At 61.8% G+C, this 19,999-nt stretch carries 18 protein-coding genes, 1 tRNA gene and 1 pseudogene; 8 read left to right on the top strand and 12 right to left on the bottom strand.

The window, feature by feature from the left end; genetic code table 11:
* Positions 1 to 6 precede the first annotated feature (6 nt).
* The 3 genes from BTW07_RS11290 to BTW07_RS11280 form a co-directional block, all read right to left on the bottom strand.
* Positions 7 to 753 carry an amino acid ABC transporter ATP-binding protein gene (locus BTW07_RS11290; protein ID WP_075570280.1) on the bottom strand — a complete coding sequence of 249 codons (747 nt, stop codon included), beginning with the start codon at positions 751 to 753 and terminating at the stop codon, positions 7 to 9.
* A complete protein-coding gene (locus BTW07_RS11285; protein WP_075570279.1) occupies positions 750 to 1,424 on the bottom strand; it encodes an amino acid ABC transporter permease in 675 nt (224 codons plus the stop codon). The genes BTW07_RS11290 and BTW07_RS11285 overlap by 4 nt, the downstream gene beginning before the upstream one ends.
* A 90-nt stretch (positions 1,425 to 1,514) precedes the next feature.
* A complete protein-coding gene (locus tag BTW07_RS11280; RefSeq protein ID WP_232823784.1) occupies positions 1,515 to 2,213 on the bottom strand; it encodes an amino acid ABC transporter substrate-binding protein in 699 nt (232 codons plus the stop codon).
* A 1,012-nt stretch (positions 2,214 to 3,225) separates the two neighbouring features.
* Here BTW07_RS11280 and BTW07_RS11275 point away from each other — a divergent pair.
* Positions 3,226 to 3,924: a hypothetical protein gene (locus BTW07_RS11275; RefSeq protein ID WP_075570277.1), complete on the top strand. Its 699-nt coding sequence runs from the start codon at positions 3,226 to 3,228 to the stop codon at positions 3,922 to 3,924.
* A 233-nt stretch (positions 3,925 to 4,157) separates the two neighbouring features.
* On the opposite strand, the gene BTW07_RS11270 is transcribed toward BTW07_RS11275, so the two are convergent.
* Positions 4,158 to 4,242: transfer RNA gene (locus tag BTW07_RS11270), tRNA-Leu, on the bottom strand.
* Positions 4,243 to 4,395: 153 nt separating this feature from the next.
* Between BTW07_RS11270 and BTW07_RS20175 the strand changes: the two are divergent.
* From BTW07_RS20175 to BTW07_RS11245, 6 genes and pseudogenes are all read left to right on the top strand, one after another.
* Positions 4,396 to 4,632, top strand: a pseudogene (locus BTW07_RS20175) (double zinc ribbon domain-containing protein); the annotation flags it as partial.
* A 66-nt stretch (positions 4,633 to 4,698) separates the two neighbouring features.
* Positions 4,699 to 5,151 carry a ComF family protein gene (locus BTW07_RS11265; RefSeq protein WP_244158363.1) on the top strand — a complete coding sequence of 151 codons (453 nt, stop codon included), beginning with the start codon at positions 4,699 to 4,701 and terminating at the stop codon, positions 5,149 to 5,151.
* 40 nt (positions 5,152 to 5,191) lie between these two features.
* Positions 5,192 to 6,178: a serine/threonine protein kinase gene (locus tag BTW07_RS11260; protein WP_075570276.1), complete on the top strand. Its 987-nt coding sequence runs from the start codon at positions 5,192 to 5,194 to the stop codon at positions 6,176 to 6,178.
* Positions 6,179 to 6,468: 290 nt separating this feature from the next.
* Complete coding sequence (gene folE / locus BTW07_RS11255; RefSeq protein WP_075570471.1) at positions 6,469 to 7,026, top strand: GTP cyclohydrolase I FolE; 558 nt, start codon at positions 6,469 to 6,471, stop codon at positions 7,024 to 7,026.
* A 148-nt stretch (positions 7,027 to 7,174) separates the two neighbouring features.
* The gene (locus tag BTW07_RS11250) at positions 7,175 to 7,624 is read left to right on the top strand and encodes a hypothetical protein (RefSeq protein ID WP_075570275.1); all 450 of its coding nucleotides are present in this window, start codon (positions 7,175 to 7,177) and stop codon (positions 7,622 to 7,624) included.
* A gap of 269 nt (positions 7,625 to 7,893) precedes the next feature.
* On the top strand, positions 7,894 to 9,393 hold the full coding sequence (locus BTW07_RS11245) for an NAD-dependent succinate-semialdehyde dehydrogenase (protein WP_075570274.1): 1,500 nt from the start codon (positions 7,894 to 7,896) through the stop codon (positions 9,391 to 9,393).
* Positions 9,394 to 9,483: 90 nt separating this feature from the next.
* Here the strand turns inward: BTW07_RS11245 and purH are convergent, their stop codons facing one another.
* The 8 genes from purH to dsbD form a co-directional block, all read right to left on the bottom strand.
* Positions 9,484 to 11,100, bottom strand: a complete 1,617-nt coding sequence (gene purH, locus BTW07_RS11240; RefSeq protein WP_075570273.1) for a bifunctional phosphoribosylaminoimidazolecarboxamide formyltransferase/IMP cyclohydrolase — start codon at positions 11,098 to 11,100, stop codon at positions 9,484 to 9,486.
* A gap of 121 nt (positions 11,101 to 11,221) precedes the next feature.
* Positions 11,222 to 11,530, bottom strand: a complete 309-nt coding sequence (gene fis / locus BTW07_RS11235) for a DNA-binding transcriptional regulator Fis (protein ID WP_075570272.1) — start codon at positions 11,528 to 11,530, stop codon at positions 11,222 to 11,224.
* A complete protein-coding gene (gene dusB / locus BTW07_RS11230; RefSeq protein WP_075570271.1) occupies positions 11,527 to 12,558 on the bottom strand; it encodes a tRNA dihydrouridine synthase DusB in 1,032 nt (343 codons plus the stop codon). The genes fis and dusB overlap by 4 nt, the downstream gene beginning before the upstream one ends.
* 297 nt (positions 12,559 to 12,855) lie before the next feature.
* Positions 12,856 to 13,755, bottom strand: a complete 900-nt coding sequence (gene prmA / locus BTW07_RS11225; protein WP_075570270.1) for a 50S ribosomal protein L11 methyltransferase — start codon at positions 13,753 to 13,755, stop codon at positions 12,856 to 12,858.
* 102 nt (positions 13,756 to 13,857) lie between these two features.
* On the bottom strand, positions 13,858 to 15,201 hold the full coding sequence (gene accC / locus BTW07_RS11220; protein ID WP_075570269.1) for an acetyl-CoA carboxylase biotin carboxylase subunit: 1,344 nt from the start codon (positions 15,199 to 15,201) through the stop codon (positions 13,858 to 13,860).
* Between the two features lie 21 nt (positions 15,202 to 15,222).
* Positions 15,223 to 15,684 carry an acetyl-CoA carboxylase biotin carboxyl carrier protein gene (accB, locus tag BTW07_RS11215; protein ID WP_075570268.1) on the bottom strand — a complete coding sequence of 154 codons (462 nt, stop codon included), beginning with the start codon at positions 15,682 to 15,684 and terminating at the stop codon, positions 15,223 to 15,225.
* 107 nt (positions 15,685 to 15,791) lie between these two features.
* The gene (gene aroQ / locus BTW07_RS11210; protein ID WP_075570267.1) at positions 15,792 to 16,235 is read right to left on the bottom strand and encodes a type II 3-dehydroquinate dehydratase; all 444 of its coding nucleotides are present in this window, start codon (positions 16,233 to 16,235) and stop codon (positions 15,792 to 15,794) included.
* A 183-nt stretch (positions 16,236 to 16,418) separates the two neighbouring features.
* Positions 16,419 to 18,515, bottom strand: a complete 2,097-nt coding sequence (gene dsbD / locus BTW07_RS11205) for a protein-disulfide reductase DsbD (RefSeq protein ID WP_244158355.1) — start codon at positions 18,513 to 18,515, stop codon at positions 16,419 to 16,421.
* Between the two features lie 405 nt (positions 18,516 to 18,920).
* Here dsbD and BTW07_RS11200 point away from each other — a divergent pair, with 405 nt between their 5' ends.
* Positions 18,921 to 19,952: a DUF2333 family protein gene (locus tag BTW07_RS11200; protein ID WP_075570265.1), complete on the top strand. Its 1,032-nt coding sequence runs from the start codon at positions 18,921 to 18,923 to the stop codon at positions 19,950 to 19,952.
* The last annotated feature ends 47 nt before the right edge of the window (positions 19,953 to 19,999 follow it).

Raw genomic sequence — 19,999 nt, 5'->3', positions numbered from 1 at the left:
CGACGGTCAGACGACGTTTGCCGCCAGAATCTTGCGCAGAAACTGCTGCGTTCGTTCATCCTTGGGCTGGCTGAACAGCTCCGCCGGCGGAGCCTGCTCGATGATCCGGCCCTGATCCATGAACACCACCCGATCGGCGACCTCGCGGGCAAACTGCATCTCGTGGGTGACGACGATCATGGTCTGATGCTCGGCCGCGAGCCGTTTCATCAGCCCCAGTACTTCCTCCACCCATTGCGGATCCAGCGCGGACGTCGGCTCATCGAACAGGATGACGTCGGCGTTGGCCGCCATCGCCCGGCCGATACCCACGCGCTGCTGCTGTCCGCCGGAGAGCGAGGCGGGGTAGGCGTCGGCCTTGTCGGCCAGGCCGATCCGCTCGAGGATCTCGCGCGCCTTGGCGTAGGCCTTGGCCTTGGGCATGCCGTCGACCACGATCATGCCCTCGGCGACGTTCTGAAGCGCGGTCTTGTTGGCGAACAACGCATAGTTCTGGAACACGAACGCCGTTCGCCGCCTCAGCGCGAGAATCTGTTCACGAGTCGCACCTGTGACGTCGAAGCCGAGATCGCCGACGGTCAGGTGGCCGGCATCGGGTGTTTCCAGAAAGTTGATGCAGCGCAGCAGTGTCGACTTGCCGGTTCCCGAAGGACCGACGACCACGATGATCTCTCCGCGGTCGAGACTGAGATCGATACCGTCGAAGACGACGTGATCGCCGAATTGCTTGCGGATGCCCTTGAGTTCGATCATCGCTGATAAGCCCGGTTGAGTCGTTGTTCCAGCCATTTCTGTACCCACGAAAGTGCCTCGACCACGATCCAGTAGATTACCGCGACCACCAGAAAGGCCTCGAAGTAGAGAAAGCTGCCGGCAGCTTCTTTCTGGGTCGCGCCCATCAGTTCGGTGACGCCCAGAGTGAAGGCCAGTGACGTCGATTTGATCATGTCGATGAAGTAGTTCATCAGCGTGGGCGTCGCTATACGGGTCGCCTGCGGCAGCACGATACGCCGCATCAGCTGCGCCCGTGTCATGCCGATGGAGAGCGCCGCTTCGGTCTGACTGCGGTCGATACCTACGATGGCGGCGCGGATCGATTCCGCCATGTAAGCGGAAAAATGGAGCGTCAGGCCGAGAATGGTGGCGGTGATGCCGTTGATCGCCACCAGAAAAGTCAGTACCTGCGGTAGCCCGTAGTAGAACAGGAATAACTGGACGAGCAGCGGCGTGCCGCGGAAGAACGAGATGAACAGCAGGGCGAAGGCGTTGAGACCGGGCACCCGGGTCACGCGGATCACCGCCAGCAGACAGGCCAGTACCAGCGCACAGGCCATGCCGGCCGCCGCCATCTCGAGCGTCAGCGGCAGGTAGCCCAGAAGAATGGGCACCAGGCCCAGCATGTAGTCGAAATCGAGTGCGTGCATAGTGCTTGGCGCTCCGCGCTTGGCGACCTCAGATAACGGAAAAGCCCATGGCGCCGGTCAGCGTCATGGGCCGTTGATGCATGATGTCGATCACGGCTGGGTAATATCGGTCCCGAACCACTGCTCGGAAATGTCGCCCAATTTTCCGCTGTCACGCAACTCGGCGAGCGCTTTGTTGACCCGGTCCCTCAGTGCCTTGCCCGCCTCGTCGTCGCGGAACGGATAGGCGTTCTCGATCTTGGAGAATGGCTGGCCTGCCAGTTGCAGCGGCAGCGGCTTGTCCTTGATCACCTGAGTGGCACTGACACGATCCATGACGAAAGCGTCGGCGCGCCCCAGGGCGACATCCTGCTCGATATTGGAGTCGTATGTCTTGATGTTGATCTCATCCGCATACGGCAACTCGTTCAGCAGTTGCTCGTAGTTGGAGCCAAGATTGACCGCGACGGTCTTGCCCTTGAGATCCTCGACGCCGTGGATAGCGTCGTTGCCCTTGCGGGTCACGACCTGGGCACCGTCGTAGACGTACGGCTGGCTGAAGAGATATTTCGACTGCCGCTCCGGTGTGATCGTGATCTGGTTGGCGATGGTATCGATTCTGTCGGAATCCAGCATGCCGGCCAGCCCGGAAAAGCTGGCGGTCACGAATTCGACATCGTCACCGGTGATGTCGCCGATCGCATTCATCAGATCGACTTCGAATCCCTTGAGCTGGTCCTGTTCGACATAAGTGAAGGGGTAGTAGCCGCCCGACATGCCGACTCGGAGCGTATCGGCCTGTGCCGCCATCGCACCCAATGAGGTAGCAAGGCCCAACGCCACTGCCAGTGTGGTGCGTCGCACCGATGAGGTTGAAATCAAACGCTTTGACATGAGAGCGGATCCCCCTGGAAATGAACTGGTGATGTCAATAGACGTAGGATAGCGCAATTTCCACTTTTGGTAATAAGAGAAATAATTTATATGCCCTTTTGTTTGGCGCTATCGACGCCTCCGGTCTGCAGCCCCGGTTTCTGGATGAGCAGGTCGAGGGTAATTTGTACCACTCTTTACCGGCTGTCATGTATTGATCTAACATTTGCCCGATTCTTTCTGTGAAGGCTGCTGCAGGGACGTGACCAAGGGACTTACGTTAGGCGTTGGTTAGTGGCATGGGCCAGGGAACGGGTCGCAAGACTCAGGAGCTCGGAAAGTATCGGCGCGTGACCGCAGAAGTGTCCTGGGCCTCTTCCGCCATTGGCGCAGGGGCCCGGGGCGCAGCGCGGGTAGGTGTCCCGGAAACCGGCGTCCTTCCGCCGGTTTTCTCCTTGCAGCCGGTGATGAATACCTCTTCCAGCTCTTCTGGCTTTGTCGAAGGCATCACGGTTGCAGCTAAGATGCTCAGACGTGCGGGTCTTGCGAAAAGCTTGACTCGTCGACAACTCTTGTATAACTTTGTCTTCGTTAGCTGACTTACCGCACCCACGGATGGGTTCAAGGATATGGAAGGTAAGTCGGATTCGCAGTCAAGGAAGACTGCCAGCCTGTCGGAATCAGGATGACGACGACGAGGCTCAAGCATTACCGCGAATCACGCCACGTCAGGATGACGCCACGGCGGGACAGGAGGTCCAGGTTCAGGCGGTTTATTATAAAGGCGGGCCGCGAGGCCCGCCTTTCGTGTTTCCGAGACCGACCTCATGTCGTCCGGTTCATCGCGGCACATCCTTTCACCGTAACCAAACTGAGTTATATCGGTCGTCATCGTTCTCGCCTACATTAGCCTTCTTCGTAATCCCGTAGGCAGGAGTCGGTCACGACCATGGAATGGTTGTCAGAACACAGCAAGGCGATAACCGCCATCACGAGCATATTGACGCTTTTCGTGTGGTTCTTTTACGCGCAGATTCTCTACCGGAACTTTGCCAGGACACGGCGACCTCGCATCATCATCAATCGCGGCCATGGCAATGATCTGACGTCACTGTGCCTGATCAGCAACATGAGCTCCGAGCCGATCTTCCTGGAACATATCATCGTGACCTTGCACACCAGCAAAGGCTCGTTGACGAATGACATGATCGACTTCGAGGCGGACCACCGACAGGATAGATCCGATTCCGAGGACTCGAGCTCGGAGCATGGCAAGGATCAGGGCGGGAACTGTCGACACGAACAGGATAGAGAGGGGATGCGATCGAGCCAGGGCCCGATGCTCCCCGGTAGCTTCAGTCACGTGGGCAGTTTCGAGGCCATTCTGCGGCGCCTGTGCAACGTCCATGAGGTCGCCCTCGAGCACGATCGCCCCAAAGACGATACCGTCTTTCAATTTCTCGATATTCGCGTAGTGGCCATCTACGGCAGTGAAGATCATCCGATCGGTGCCGAACGACGCTTTCGCCTTCACATGAACGACGACGAAGCTTGCACGCTGGTGCCGGTATCGCTGGATACCAAGCGCTATGCCAATCGGCTTCAGCGATGGCGAGTGCGGCAGTGGATTCGTCACCTGGATGGTTGAACGCCCGAATACCGAGTGGTCAACCGATGTCCCGCGAGGGTGGGCTGCAGAATGGCAGAATCGAAATCGTGCGGAGCAACGCATCGTTTCGCGACTTGGTGTGCTGCGGGGCCAAGGGTGCTAAGGGGCAAGAGGTGCTAAGAGACCACGCGCACTACGAGACTTGATGCACTGGGAGGGTCGGTCGGAGGGTACTGGCAGGATCCGCTCGGATAATGCGGGTTCAGCCTTGTTGGTGCGGATGGGGAGACTCGAACTCCCACACCTTTCGGCACTAGAACCTAAATCTAGCGTGTCTACCAATTCCACCACATCCGCATTCCGACAGGCGCGCTTATTTTACTGGCCGCGCTATCGATGTCAATCGTTGGCCGTCCGGTCACCGATAATCGGGTAATGGCTTCAGTTTTCGTCGTCGCAGTCGACATCAACATTGAATGATCGATAGCGAAGCGATCGAGAGAAGAGCCGATGCTGCGATGTCTGAAAGCGGTGAAACCAACGACTCGCCGGTTATGTGGCTGGATCCACGCTCAGTTGAAAACGGCGCTGCCAGGCTACTGTGCCTTCTGCCATACGGCCGTGGCCGACGGCGTGCCCTGGTGCGCCGATTGCTTTGCGGACATGCCCTGGAATCATGGTGCGTGTGGGCTTTGCGCCGAACCATTGCCGACGAACGCGCTCGCGCCTTCCACGCCACGTCGGTGCGGACGCTGTCTCCGCCATCCGCCTGCGCAGACGTCGGCATGGGTTCCGCTGCGCTACGAGTCGCGCATGACGCCGCTGATCCAGCGCTACAAGTTCTCGGCGGATCCGCGGGCAGGCGAAGTGTTGATTCAGCTGATGCTGGCTTCCCTGAGTCGTGGCCTCGACCTCGGCGAAGCTGTGATCGGCGTGCCCGGCCAGCGCGAGCGAACTCGTGAACAGGGGTTCGATCATACGGCGTGGCTGACGAAGCGTCTGGCCGAGCGTTTGAAGCTACCAATGGTAGAGGCCGAGCGACTGCGGGAGACGCCGTCCCAGCGGGGGCTGGATCGTGTGTCGCGACGACGCAACGTGAAACGGGCATTCGCGGTGAACCAGCCATTACCGGCGGCGGTGATGATCGTCGACGATGTCATGACCACCGGGGCGACGCTGGAATCACTGGCGCTGGCCTGTCGGGCTGCCGGGGCGCGGCAGATTACGGCGCTGGCGTTCGCGCGTACGCCATCAGTGCGAATCTGATAGCATGCGCACAAGCATGTCGCCGTCAGTCGAGGTCCGTATGAGCGCCGTTTCCCTGCATCCGTTCGAGACGTTGACGCCACAGCGGGTCGTCGAGGCAGTCGAGTCTCTTGGCCTCTGGTTGCCCGGTGAGCCGTTCGCGCTCAACAGCTATGAAAATCGGGTCTACTCGCTGACCGACGACGACCGCCGTCGATGGGTCGTCAAGTTCTACCGCCCGGAGCGTTGGAGCGACGATCAGATCCTCGAAGAGCACGAGTTTCTCCAGGCCCTGGCGGCGGAGTCGATCTCCGTCGGGGCGCCGTGGGAAGACGCCACTGGCGCCACGCTGCATCACTTCGAAGGTTTCCGATTTGCGCTGTTCGCCCACGTCGTCGGTCAGGCGCCGGAACTCGACAATCCCGCACATCTGTTTGCGCTTGGCGAGCTGATCGGCAGAGTCCACGACGTTGGTGCTCGCCAACCCTTCCGTCACCGAATCCGGCTCGATCTCGACACGATGGTCGAGGAGAGCCGTATCCGAGTGCTTCAGGCAAGCTGGCTCGACGCCCGACAGCGCAAGAGCTACGGCCAGGTCATCGATTCGCTGCTACCGCTGCTGGCGGAGCGTGCCTGGCCGGAAAGTTCGCTGCAGCGTGTTCACGGCGACTGCCATCTCGGCAACATGCTGGGGCGGGACGAGCACTTTGCGCTGGTCGACTTCGATGATTGCCTGATGGCGCCGGCGGTGCAGGATCTGTGGATGCTGTTGACCGCCCAGTCCCCCGAGGAGTGGCAGATGCAGCTGTCCGAAGTCATCGAAGGTTACGAGATGACCCGGGAGTTCGACCGTCGTCAGCTCGAGTGGATCGAAGCGCTGCGCACCTTGCGCCTGATTCGCCACAGTGCCTGGGTCACGGCGCGCTGGCAGGATCCCGCGTTCCCTCGCGCTTTCCCCTATGTCGCCGATAGCGGCTACTGGGACCAGCACATCCGACATCTCGAGCAGCAGCGGTTGGCACTCGACTCTCCGCGCTGGCTGGCCTGAACCGCTGCCGATCCGTAGTGGCTCGAGGGCTTGTCGTGATAGTGGTGCCGATGGAGTTTCGCTAGAATTGGCCGACACCGACAATGGGGCCGAGTGCCAACGCGGGCGTAGGCGCTGTCTGAAAAGTCGACGAGCGAAGGCAAGACAAGGCAAAAATCGGCGAAAGGGCGGAGTTTACGGCGTGTAAATGAGCATTTTGAGTCGATTTTTAACGCCGTATGGGCGAGCGCAGGCAGTTTTCAGGCAGTGCCTAGCATTCGATGAATGATACCGATAGACAAGGCAGCAACATGACAGAGCAACTGGCGGGCCACTTCCACGGCATTCTCGAGAAGCTGGGAGAAGATCCCGAGCGTGAAGGTCTGCGCGATACGCCGATGCGTGCCGCCAAGGCGATGCAGTTCCTGACACAGGGCTACGGCCAGTCCCTGGAAGCGCTGATCAATGGCGCGGTCTTCGCGTCCGATACCGATGAAATGGTGCTGATCAAGGACATCGAGATGTACTCGATGTGCGAGCACCATGTGTTGCCTTTCATCGGCAAGTGTCACATCGCCTATCTCCCTCAGGGCAAGGTGCTGGGGCTGTCGAAGTTCGCGCGGATCGTCGACATGTATGCGCGCCGATTGCAGATTCAGGAAAACCTGACTCGCGAGATCGCCGAAGCCGTGATGCAGGTGACCGAGGCTCGCGGGGTGGGCGTGGTGATCGAGGCCCAGCACATGTGCATGATGATGCGAGGTGTCGAGAAGCAGAATTCCAGCATGACGACCTCGGTAATGCTGGGCAGCTTCCGCAAGAATCAGACGACGCGTCAGGAGTTCCTGATGCTGGTCAACGGTCGCTGATCGGGTTCACGGATCGGGTCTTTTGCCGCACGAGTTTTCGCTGATTCGGGCTGGCGGGCCAAAGTTCCCGCCAGGCGGAGGCGGTCGCGAAGACCGCATCGCGGCAGGTCGTCACGAAGGTTTCAAAGAGAGCCGCAAGGATAGTCCCATGGATGGTCGCCTTTCTCATTTCGACGACGAAGCCCAGACCGGTGAGGTCGAGGGTGATGACGGCAAACGCTATTCGTTCCAATTGGCGCAGTGGCGAGGTCGCGGCTTGCCGAGCGCCGGTACCCCGGTTCGCTTCGAGCTGCGCGATGGGCTGGCGATCCAGGTCTTCAATCGTCCCGAAGTTCAGCGTCGAGCCAGCAGTACGCGCGATGTCAACGGCAAGACGCGGCGCAAACAGCTTTCTCACTGGTCGCTGGCAGCATTGGTGATGTCGTTGGTCGGGTTGAGTGCAGGGCGCTACGCACCGGTGGTGGAGGTCGTGGCGATCGCGCTGGCCTGGCTGGGATTGCGCCATATCCATCGCCATTCACAGCGCGTCAACGGCTATTGGCTGAGCGGCGCGGCAATCGCGATTGCCGTGGGCGTGACCCTGTGGTCACAGCTGTGAATCGCTTCGCCGCCGGGCCGCTGTCGCCATTCCTGTGCCGCTCTTTCAGGGGCATGCCCGGCCCGGCGCCGGCTGATACCCAGCCGACGCGGCTTTCGACTGGCAGAGGTGGCGTTAACACGCCATCCTGTCGGGTAGCACAGTGACACTGAATTCGTCGTCGCAGGTTGCCGTCACCAACGATCCCGTTGCACGCTGATCCGTGGCCACGGCCGGTCAGGATGGGCTGATCATCCGCATCCGGCAAGCACATCAAGGAGGAGTGAGTCATGCAATCCGACCAAGCACAGTCCGTCAATGCAGAGTCCGTGAAAGAGGGCGCGCTGTTCAGACCTTTTGCCTATATCGATGGTAACTGGGTTGCCGCCGACAGCGGTGAGCAGATCGACGTCGATAACCCTGCCAATGGCGAGATCCTGGGGCGCATGCCGAGATTGGGGCGTGCCGAGACCGAGCGGGCGATCGATGCGGCCGAAGCCGCGCTTCCGGGCTGGCGCAATCACACCGCGCTGGAGCGCGCTGACATCCTGATGAAGTGGTACGAGCTGATGCTCGAGAACAAGGATGAACTGGCCGCGATCATGACCGCCGAGCAGGGCAAGCCGGTCAAGGAGGCGGCGGGTGAGATCGTCTATGCCGCAAGCTTCATGCGCTGGTTTGCCGAGGAAGCACGGCGTATCTACGGTGACACCATTCCAGCTGCCAACACCCAGCAGCGTATCGTGGTCACCAAGCAGCCGGTGGGCGTCGTCGGCGCCATCACGCCCTGGAATTTCCCGTCCTCGATGATCACGCGCAAGGCGGCTGCCGCACTGGCGGCTGGCTGCACCATCGTCATCAAGCCGGCCAGCCAGACACCGTTCTCCGCCACCGCACTGGCCGCACTGGCAGAGCAGGCCGGTGTTCCGCGCGGCGTGTTCAACGTGGTCCCGGGCAAGGCCAGCGAGATCGCCAAGGCGATGACCGAGTCTCCGGTCGTGCGCAAGGTCACCTTCACCGGCTCGACCGAAGTCGGCAGTTCGTTGATGGCCGGTGCCGCGCAGCACATCCAGAAGATTTCGCTGGAGCTCGGCGGCAACGCCCCGTTTCTGGTGTTCGAGGATGCCGATCTGGATGCGGCGGTCGAAGGGGCGATCGCGTCCAAGTTCCGCAATGCCGGACAGACCTGCGTCTGCACCAACCGCTTCCTGGTTCAATCCAGCGTGATCAACGCCTTCAGCGAAAAGCTGGCCGCTGCCATGAACAGTGAGCTCAAGGTGGGCAACGGCTTCGAGGACGGGGTCAATATCGGTCCGCTGATCGACGACGATGCGGTGGCCAAGGTGACCGACCACATCAAGGATGCTACCGACAAGGGCGCGCAGCTGTTGCTCGGCGGCCACGAGCATTCGCTGGGCGGGCGTTTCTTTTCCCCGACACTGGTCAGCCACGCCACACCGGAGATGAAGGTCGCCAGTGAAGAGACCTTCGGCCCCCTGGCGGCGGTTTTCCCCTTCGAGACGGAAGAGGAAGCCGTTCGCATGGCCAACGATACCCAGTTCGGGCTGGCGTCCTATTTCTACTCGAAGGATCTGGGCCGGGTCTGGCGGGTCGCCGAAGCGCTCGAATACGGCATGGTCGGCATCAACACGGGGCTGATCTCCAACGCCAGCGCACCGTTCGGCGGCGTCAAGGCTTCCGGCCTGGGTCGCGAAGGCTCCAAGTATGGCCTCGAGGAGTATCTGGAAACCAAGTATCTCTGCATCGATCTGGGCAAGGAATCTTCCTGATTCGATCGATGCTGATCGGGTTCTGCGAACCCTGCACGAAAAAGCCCACGAGTCGAAACTCGTGGGCTTTTCGTTGGCAGGAGCGCCGCTCTAGTGCCGAAAGTGGCGCATGCCGGTAAAGACCATCGCGATTCCCGCCTCGTTGGCGGCGGCGATCACTTCGTCGTCGCGCATCGAGCCTCCCGGTTGAATCACTGCCGTGATGCCCGCCGCCGCGGCGTTGTCCAGGCCATCGCGGAAGGGGAAAAAGGCATCCGATGCCATCACCGAGCCGGGAACCTCGAGACCGGCATGTTCCGCCTTGATGCCGGCGATGCGCGCGGAGTTGATCCGGCTCATCTGGCCCGCGCCAACCCCGACCGTCTGACGGTTTCGGGCGTAGACGATGGCGTTGGACTTGACGAACTTGGCGACCTTCCACGCGAACACCAGATCGTTGAGCTCCTGCTCCGTTGGCGCTCGCTGGGTGACCACCTTGAGCTCCTCGGCGGCGATCATGCCGTTATCGCGACTCTGCACCAGCAAGCCGCCGTTGACGCGCTTGTAATCCCAGCCGTCGGCGGTCTTCGCTGGCAGTTCGCCACACTCCAGCAAACGGACATTGGTCTTGCTGGCGACGGCCTCGCGGGCTTCCGCCGAGATGCGCGGTGCGATGATGACCTCGACGAACTGGCGCGCGACGATCGCACTGGCGGTATCGCCGTCCAGCTCGCGGTTGAAGGCGATGATGCCGCCGAAAGCGGATTCGCTGTCGGTCGCGAAGGCCAGATCGTAGGCTTTGCGGATGCCGCCGTCGGCTTCCGGTACCACGGCCACGCCACACGGATTGGCGTGCTTGACGATCACGCAGGCCGGCTTGGTGAAGGATTTGACGCACTCCAGCGCGGCGTCGGTGTCCGCCACGTTGTTGAAGGAGAGCGCCTTGCCCTGGAGCTGCTCGGCCGTCGCGATGCTGGCTTCCGGCTTGTCGGTCTCGACCGCCCTTGACTCAACATAGAACGCCGCCTTCTGGTGCGGGTTCTCGCCGTAGCGCATGCCTTGCTTCTTGGTGAACTGCAGCGACAGGGTGCGCGGAAATTCGGGCTCGCCGTTGCCGACACGCTGACCGAAATAGTTGGCGATGGCCGCGTCGTAGGCGGCGGTATGTTCGAACGCCTTGATCGCCAGGTCGAAGCGGGTCTTGTGACTGACGCCGCCGTCGTGGCTGGCCATGTCCTTCAGGATGCGGGAGTAATCGTTGGCGCTGACCACGATCGTGGTGTGCTCGTGGTTCTTGGCACAGGCGCGGACCATCGTCGGGCCGCCGATATCGATGTTCTCGACGGCGTCTTCCAGCGTGCAGCCCGGTTTGGCCACGGTCTGTTCGAACGGGTAGAGATTGACCACGACCATGTCGATGGGGTCGATGCCGTGCGCCGCCATGACCGCGTCATCCTGGCCGCGCCGCCCGAGAATGCCGCCGTGAATTTTCGGATGCAGCGTCTTGACGCGCCCGTCCATGATCTCCGGGAAGCCGGTGTGCGCCGAGACTTCGGTCACGGCAATGTCGTTTTCCTGGAGCAGGCGGTAGGTGCCGCCGGTCGAGAGTAGCTCGACACCGCGTGAGGCGAGCTCACGGGCGAAATCGACGATGCCGGTCTTGTCCGACACGCTGAGCAGTGCGCGACCGACGGGTCGGGGGGCGGTAGAAGCAGATGTTTGAGACATGCCAGTCCACTCTTTTTTACGGCGAGACGATTGACGATGAAACGGCGGGCGTCCAGAGCATCGCACGTCCAGGTGGGCTTCGCTGAGCGAAGCGAAGAAGGTTTGGATCGGGTCGTGCTGGTCAGATCAGGTCGTACTGTTTGAGCTTCTTGCGCAGCGTACCGCGGTTGAGACCGAGCAGCTCGGCAGCGCGGGTCTGGTTGCCTTCGACGTTGCGCATCACGACTTCGAGCAGCGGCGCTTCGACTTCCGCCAGGACCATGGTGTAGAGGTTCGAGACGGATTCGCCCTCGAGATGCGAGAAGTAGCGCTCCATGACCCGCTCCACGCACTCTCTCAGCGTGGTATGAGACAGCGCATCGGGCATCTTGAGAGACTCGACCTCGGCGGGGGATTCACCCTCGAGGGCTAAAGGCTGCCGGCTATTCATGCTGCGTGGATTCCGTTACCGATCGCGGCATCACCGCGAAAGAGTTCATGGAGAAACTCGAATTGTTGTGTCGCCTGCTCGAGACGATTGAAGCGCGCGCGGTGTTCGCGACTCGGGTCGCTTGCGGCGAGATACCAGCCAACGTGCTTGCGCGCGACTCTGACGCCCAGATACTCGCCGTAATGGTCGTGCAGCGCGCGCAGATGACGCTGCATGGTGGCCGCGATCTCTTCCGCGCAGGGTGATGCATGCTCGTCGCCAGTGCGCAGGTAGTGCTCGATCTCCCGGAATAGCCACGGGTTGCCTTGCGCGCCGCGTCCGATCATCACCGCATCGGCCCCGGTGTAGGCCAGCACTTCGGCGGCGCGCTGCGGCGTGGTGACATCGCCGTTGGCGAAGACCGGGATCGATACCTGCTGCTTGATCGCCGCGATGGTGTCGTATTCGGCCGAGCCAGTGTAACGCTGCTCCCGGGTCCGGCCGTGAACTGCCAGGGCAGCGATGCCGGCGTTCTCGGCAAGTTTCGCCACGCGTTCCGCGTTGCGGCTCTCGGCACACCAGCCGGTGCGAATCTTCAGCGTGACCGGAATGTCGACTGCCGCGACCACGGCGTCGAGAATATCCGCCACCAGGCGTTCGTCCCGCAGTAGCGCCGATCCCGCGGCCTTGTTGCAGACTTTCTTTGCCGGGCAGCCCATGTTGATATCGATGATCTCGGCCCCGGCGTCGGCGTTGAGTCGGGCCGCCTCGGCGAGCATCTGCGGGTCACCACCTGCGATCTGCACCGATCGCGGCCCCGGTTCGCCGCGGTGAATCCTGCGCTGGCGAGATTTGCGGCTATTCCACAGACGACTGTCGGCGGTCACCATTTCCGATACGACCAGCCCGGCGCCCAGTTCGCGGCACAGTTGGCGGAAGGGGCGGTCGGTTACCCCGGCCATGGGGGCCAGAATCACGCGATTGGGTAGCGTGTGATGGCCGATGCGGGGTAACGGGCGATCGGTCTGCGGTGACGGCAAATCACGCATCGTTACAGGGGCTCAGGCGAAACGGGGAGGCTATGATACCGGTCGCTCCGGCTTTGTTGAAGCGCTGTTTGCCAACGCAAGACCTAAGCCGTAATGCCCAGGCCACGCACATGAAGCCAGCTCAGGCTAAGCTCTGTCTGAAAAATCGGCGAGCGATGGCCTTTTTCAGACAGAGCGTAGAGCGCTTCGGCATGAATGCAGTCCTGCCAATCAGGCCGCATGAATCCGACAGCAGCTGCCAAGGCCTGGCGAGGGACTCGGCGACAGCTCCGGTAGGGGGGCTGTCGCGTCAAGGCGTCAGTTCGGTCGGCGTCCGGTGAGCAGGATCCAGCCCTCCTTCTCCTGCGGCTCGTCCATGATCAGACCCTCTGCGCGATAGGCATCCAGCACCGAATCCGCCTGGGCGCTCAGAATGCCTGACAGCGCCAGCTGGCCGCCGACCCGAACCCGTCCGGCAATCGTGGAAGCCATCTCGATCAGCGGTCCGGCCAGAATGTTGGCGACGACGACCTCGAACTCGCCTTGGCCGATCTTTTCCGGATAGTCGAGAATCAGGCTCGCCTCGTCGATCTGGTTGCGCTCGGCGTTGTCGCGGCTCGCCTGCAGCGCCTGGGGATCGATATCGACGCCGACGGCGGTATCTGCCCCCAGCTTGAGCGCGGCGATCGCCAGGATGCCGGACCCACAGCCGTAATCGAGAACCTGACGCTGAGCGAGGTCCTGAGCGTCCAGCCAGCCGAGACAGAGCGCGGTGGTGGGGTGCGTGCCGGTACCGAAGGCCAGGCCTGGGTCGAGCAACAGGTTGACCGCGTCTGGATCCGGTGCCTCGTGCCAACTGGGCACGATCCATAGACGCTTGCCCATCCGCAGCGGCTCGAACCCGTCCATCCATTCGCGCTCCCAGTCGCGATCGGCGAGCAGCTCGTATTCGATCTGTGGCGATGGCTCGTCGGGTGACTGTTCGGCCCAAGCGCGTTGAACCCGCTCGATCATCGCCTCGACGTCGTTGAGGTCGTCGTACAGGCCTGTCAGAACGGTTTCCGTCCATAGCGGCGTCGTGCCGCGATCGGGTTCGAATACCGGCTCGTCATGTGCATCCTGCAGGGTAATTGCGCTGGCACCCTCGGCAAGCAGCAGCTCTTCCAGCCATTCGGCTTGCTCGGGGGCAATGGATGCCTTGAGTTGTAGCCATGCCATGGGTCGCTCTCCCGGAATGAAGTGTCACGCTCGATGTGAAGATCAGGACGAAAACGGGGCGACCATCGAAGGATAGGCCGCCCCGTCGTGAAAGCTCGGCAATCAACTCAGTCCGAGCTTCTTCTCCAGATAGTGGATGTTGACGCCACCACGCTGGAAGGCGCTATCGCGGACCAGATCCTTCTGCAGGTCGATGTTGGTCTTGATGCCTTCGACCAGCAGCTCATCGAGCGCGTTACGCATCCTCACCAGCGCGATCTCGCGATCCGCACCCCAGGTGATCAGCTTGCCGATCAGCGAATCGTAATACGGCGGTACGCTATAGCCCGTATAGATGTGCGAGTCCATGCGCACGCCGAGACCGCCTGGCGGATGATAGAGGTTGATCTTGCCGGGGGAGGGCATGAAGGTGCGGGCGTCTTCCGCATTGATACGGCACTCGAAGGCGTGCCCACGGAGTTCGACGTCGGATTGCTTGATCGACAGTGGCTGGCCGCAGGCGATACGCAGCTGCTCCTTGACGATATCGACGCCGGTGACCATCTCGGTCACGGGATGCTCTACCTGAACGCGGGTGTTCATCTCGATGAAGAAGAACTCGCCGTTCTCGTACAGGAACTCGAAGGTGCCGGCGCCGCGATAGTTGATCTCGATACAGGCATCGATGCACGACTTCAGCACCTTGGCGCGGGCATCCGGGTCGATATGTGGCGCCGGCGCTTCCTCGAGCACCTTCTGGTGGCGACGCTGTAGCGAGCAGTCGCGATCGTAGAGATGGATCGCGTTGCCCTGGCCGTCGGCCAGCACCTGAACCTCCACATGGCGCGGATTCTCGAGAAACTTCTCCATGTAGACGGTGCCATCGCCGAAGGCTGCCGCGGCTTCGGAGCGCGTGACGCTGGCCGCCTTGGCGACTTCGTCGTCGTTGCGGACGACACGCATGCCGCGGCCGCCGCCGCCGGCCGCCGCCTTGATGATCACCGGATAGCCGATACGACCGGCGATGCGGCGAATCTCGGCATCGTCTTCCGGCAGCGGACCGTCGGAACCCGGCACCGTCGGCACGCCGGCTATCTTCATGGCGTTGATCGCGCTGACCTTGTCGCCCATCAGACGGATGGTCTCGGCGCGCGGGCCGACGAAGGTGAAGCCGGAACGCTCTACCTGTTCGGCGAAGTTGGCGTTCTCGGAGAGAAAGCCGTACCCGGGGTGGATGGCGGTGGAGTCCGTCACCTCGGCTGCGCTGATCAGGGCGGGGATGTTCAGATAGGATTGGGCCGAAGAGGCGGGGCCAATGCAGACGGCTTCGTCTGCCAGACGCACGTGCATCAGTTCCCGGTCGGCCTTGGAATGAACCGCCACGGTCTTGATCCCCAGTTCCTTGCAGGCGCGCAGGATGCGAAGGGCGATCTCGCCGCGGTTGGCGATGAGTACCTTGTCCAACATGATGGTTTCGCTCGTGTGGCCTTAGTTGATGATGATCATCGGCTGGTCGAATTCGACCGGCTCGCCATCCTCGACCAGGATCGCTTCGATCACGCCATCCTTGTCGGCTTCGATCTGGTTCATCATCTTCATCGCTTCGACGATACAGACGGTATCGCCTTTCTTGATGCTCTGTCCGACTTCGACGAAGGCCTTGGAGCCTGGCGCCGGAGAACGGTAGAAGGTGCCGACCATGGGCGAGGTCACCGCGTGACCCGCCGGATATGCCGGTGCCGTGTCACCCGAATCGACAGGGGATGCGGCCGGTGTGGGCTGTGCGGTCGGTGCCATGTTCTGCGGCATGTACATCGGCTGCTGCATGGCGCCGAAGCCATTCGGATGGCGGCTGATGCGCACGGACTCTTCGCCTTCCTGGATTTCGATTTCGCTGATGTTCGACTCTTCCAGGAGTTCGATGAGTTTCTTGACCTTGCGTATATCCATGGCGATGTCTCGGCTTGATTAACGGTGAAAATGGGAGGTGAGAATCGAATACGACAGCTGAATGTGATGAGCCGTATCGATGACCGCCCGCTGACGAATGATGCGGATCATCCCTGCTTCAGCTGCGTGAGCGCGGCATCCAGCGCCAGTTCATAGCTGTCGGCGCCGAACCCGGCGATGACGCCCCGCGCGACGTCGGTAAAATAGGAATGAGCGCGAAACGGCTCACGCGCATGCACGTTGGAAAGGTGCAGCTCGATGAACGGGATGGCAACCCCGGTCAGCGCATCGCGCAGGGCGACGCTGGTATGGGTGAATGCGGCCGGGTTGAGCAGGATGAAATCGACGTTCTCCTGCCGCGCCCGATGCACGCGCTCAACCAGCTCATGCTCCGCGTTGGACTGCAGCCATTCCAGCTGATGTCCGGCGCTCAGAGCCCGTTCGGTCAAGCGAATCCGGATGTCCTCGAGGGTGGTCGTACCATAGACCTCAGGTTCTCGCGTGCCGAGCAGATTGAGGTTGGGACCATTGAGAACCAGGAGTCTAGCCATGACCGTCCTTGCGCTGTTAACCCTTGCGTAGATTGTCGAGATCGCGTCACTTTACTGCAAGATGGCGTCTCGACGCCCCGTTTTCGTTGACATCGAAGTTTGCCGAAAAATACTGAGAGTGTCCACCCTGACCATCGAACAATGTTCGGTAACACGCGGCCGGGAACCGCGAGCCGACAACCGCTAACTCGATCCCCGTATCAGCCGCTGCACCTTTTCCAGGTGCTCTATCAGCGCCTGAGAGTCGACCTCACCTTGGATGCGAGCACGTTTCAGCTCTTTGCCGTCATTGAAGAACAACAGTCCCGGTGGTCCGAACAGACCGAAATGCTCGAGCAGCTCTCTGCTGGTGGCGGCATCCTGAGTCACGTCGGCGCGAATCAACGTGAAGTCCGTCAGACGTTCGGCGACGGCCGGTTCGGGAAATACGGTCCGTTCCATGATCTTGCACGAGATGCACCAGTCGGCGCTGACATCGACCATTGCCGGACGTCCGGCTGCACGTGCCGACGCCAGTGCCGCCTCGAGCTGGTCGAGACGGGTAACGGTCTGAAAGGTCAAGCCGGAAGCCTCTGAGGTGACCCCGGCGCTTGGCCTCGCGAGCGGTTGCAACGGGTTGCTGCTGCCTTGCGCGGCGCCCCAGATCATCGCCGCGCCCCATACCAGCAGTACCCACCCGCCGGTCTGGCGCAACAGCTGCCAGCCGCGGGGTTTGCGCTCCAGCGCGGCGGGGGCAGACGTGGATCGAAGCGCGGCATCGGGTGCTGAACTGGACCGAAACGCGGTGTCGGGCGCTGAAACAGACCGCAGCGGTCCCAGCGCCAGCGCGCAACCCAGCGTCAGCGCGCCCCACAATAGCAAGGCGGCCGGCGCTGGCAGCAGACGCTCGATCAGCCAGATCGCGACGCCCAGCAGCATCACGCCGAACACGGCCTTGACGCCATTCATCCAGGCCCCGGTGCGGGGCAGCCACTGCCCACCGAAGGTCCCCACCACGATCAGCGGTATGCCCATGCCCAACCCCAGCGAGAGTAGTGCCAGGGCGCCGCCCAACATGTCACCGGTAGACGAGATGAAGACCAGTGCGCCCGCCAGCGGCGCGGAAACGCAGGGTGAAACGACCAGCACCGACAGCGCCCCGGCAACGGCAAGGCCCGAGGGACCGCTGCGCCGCAGGCGATCTTGCCAGGCATTGACACGCTGGCTGAGCCCGCCGGGCAGGCGCAGATCGAACGCGCCAAACATCGCCATCGCGAAGAGCACGAACAGCAGGGCGAAAGGGACCAGTACCCAGCCGGATTGGAGTCGGGCCTGAAGATTGAGCGAGGCCCCGAAGACGCCCATCAATGTGCCCAGTAGCGTGAACGTCACGGCCATGCCGGCGACGTAGCTCGCCGATAGCACCAGCGCGCGTCCGTGCCGAGCGTTCTGCCCCACGATGATGGAGGTCAGAATCGGCAACATCGGCAGTACGCAGGGCGTGAAGGTCAGTCCCAGTCCAGCGAGAAGGAATAGCCCTAGCGTGCCGAGGCCGATGCCCTCACCGAGCCGAGAGTGAAACCGACGATCGGCATCGGCGGCAAATGGCGGCGCGGCTTCGGCCACCGGGGGCATCGGCTTGCTCGCAGGCGCCAGGGACGTATCGTCAGTGGCGACTGCATTGGAGAGCGGTTTGTCAGCGTCCGAGGCGGAAAAGGGATCGCGGTTGTCTTCGACGCCAGGCACGGACGAGACGATCGGCGACGCCTCGGCGTCATCACTGGCGTCCGTGTACGCAGCGGGCGGCGGGCCGGCCCTGGCGGTCAGCGCCCAGTGTTCGGGAGGGTAGCAGAGCCCCGCAACGGCGCAGCCCTGGAAAGAGAGCGTGACCGGTATCGATGTCTTGGGATCGAAATCGGCACCGTCGGGTAGCGGTGCGCTGATCTCGACCTGATCATGGAAGACGTGGACGTCGCCCAGATACGGGTCTTGCTTGAACTCGCCGGGCGGGATCTGAAGCGCGCCGAATGCGATCCCGGGCTGGCGGCTTTCCAGTCCGAAACGATGACGATAGAGATAGTAGCCGGGCTTACTGCGCATGCCGACGTAGACGCGTTCATCGTCATGCCAGGCATAGGCGTGAAAGGCTCGGTCGACCGGCAGGAACTCGTTGTCAACGCTGGTGGAAAACGCGGAGTCCTGGTTCGAGGAGGAGAAAATGTCCTGAGCCTGAGCCTGGGATAGCACTGCCAGCAGGCAGCAACCGATCGCCAATAGCCATCCAGGGAAGCGTGATTTCAAAACATGAATTCCTGACAACAGTGAATGCGCGGGCCCGACGAGAATGACGCGACGGCGAGGCTGACGATGTCACCCATCTTCATATCTGCACGCACTCGCGTTTGCGTGCCCGCCGGCGGCTGTCTGCCTGACGACGCCACCCCTGTGATCGCATTGATGCTGAAAAGTGCCGCAATGACAATGCAGTAGGCCGGTATACAGCGAAAGGCGGGCTGCGTGTGAAGGGGAGCATGATAGGATAGAGTCAAACCTTTCCCAACTCCGTTTCCGTCAACGTCGACGCTATTGGCGGGTTGTTCACGACCGATTCGCACAATCGATTGGCATGACGGATTATCTCGACTGGCTGTCACACCCGGTTCTCGTCACCGGTTCTCACAATCTGAGCAATCACAAGGATCGTCCATGGCCCTGTTTCGCAAAAAGGCGCCGCTATCGCGGACCGAGGTTCTCGAAACGCCACAATACGGCTGGATCTGGAAGCCGCTGGTGGCGCTGGTCGTCGTCTATCTGCTGGTCTGCATCATTCTGGGTATCTGGTGGAGCTGGACGCCAGCGCCTACCGATCCCAGGCAGGCGGTCGAGATGCAGCGCGGTTTTCCGCAGACGGTGGATACCGGCAGTGAGGCGCAGTCGACGGTCGTACCGGGCGAGGCGATTCTTGCCACCAACATCGCGATTCTCGATACGCTGCTCAACAAGCCGGGCGGCTACCTGCGCAACGATGTGATGCCGCCGGGACTTTGGCTCGACAACATGCCCAACTGGGAGGCCGGCGTCACCCAGCAGGTTCGTGATGCGGTGGCGATGCTGAACGATTCACTGAGCGTGGGAACGGCACCGTTGAATCAGGCCAACGAGTCATTGGGCGGGGATCTCAAGAGCTGGCGTTGGCCGGCTTCCGAAACCGTACTGCTCGCCGCGCGCAACAATCTCGGTGAAGCCTTTAATGCCCTGGAGAACGCCGCCGGGCCGGATGCGCCGAATCAGGATGCCGCGGCCTCGACCGAGCCACCCGCTGCGCCGGATGCCTCGGCGCTGTCCGACTGGCTGGCACAGGTCCAGCAGCGCCTGGAGACGCAGACTCGGCAGCTGGCTGCCAATGTCGGCCAGTCGCCGAATGGCGATCAGCAGACCGACAGTACGCCCTGGCTGCGAATCGACAACGTGTTCTTCGAGGCGCGGGGTACCACCTGGGCGCTGGCGCAGTTGATGCAGGCCGCCCGAATCGATTTCGCCGATGCCATCGACGGCAGTGGCGCCGGTGCCGATTTCGATCAACTGGTCGCGGAACTGACCAGCTCTCAGGCACAGGTCTGGAGCCCGGTGATCCTCAACGGCTCCGGTTTCGGGCTGTTCGCCAATCACTCTCTGATGATGGCAAATTATACGGTGCGGGCATCGCAGCTCGTCGAGAAGATTCGTCATCAGCTATGAGCGTGATCTGATCGCGCTGTCTCGGGTCAGAACGCGAAGACGCCGCC

This window comes from Salinicola socius, assembly GCF_001937195.1.
GTDB lineage: Bacteria > Pseudomonadota > Gammaproteobacteria > Pseudomonadales > Halomonadaceae > Salinicola > Salinicola socius.
This window is presented reverse-complemented; position numbering and strand designations above follow the sequence as displayed.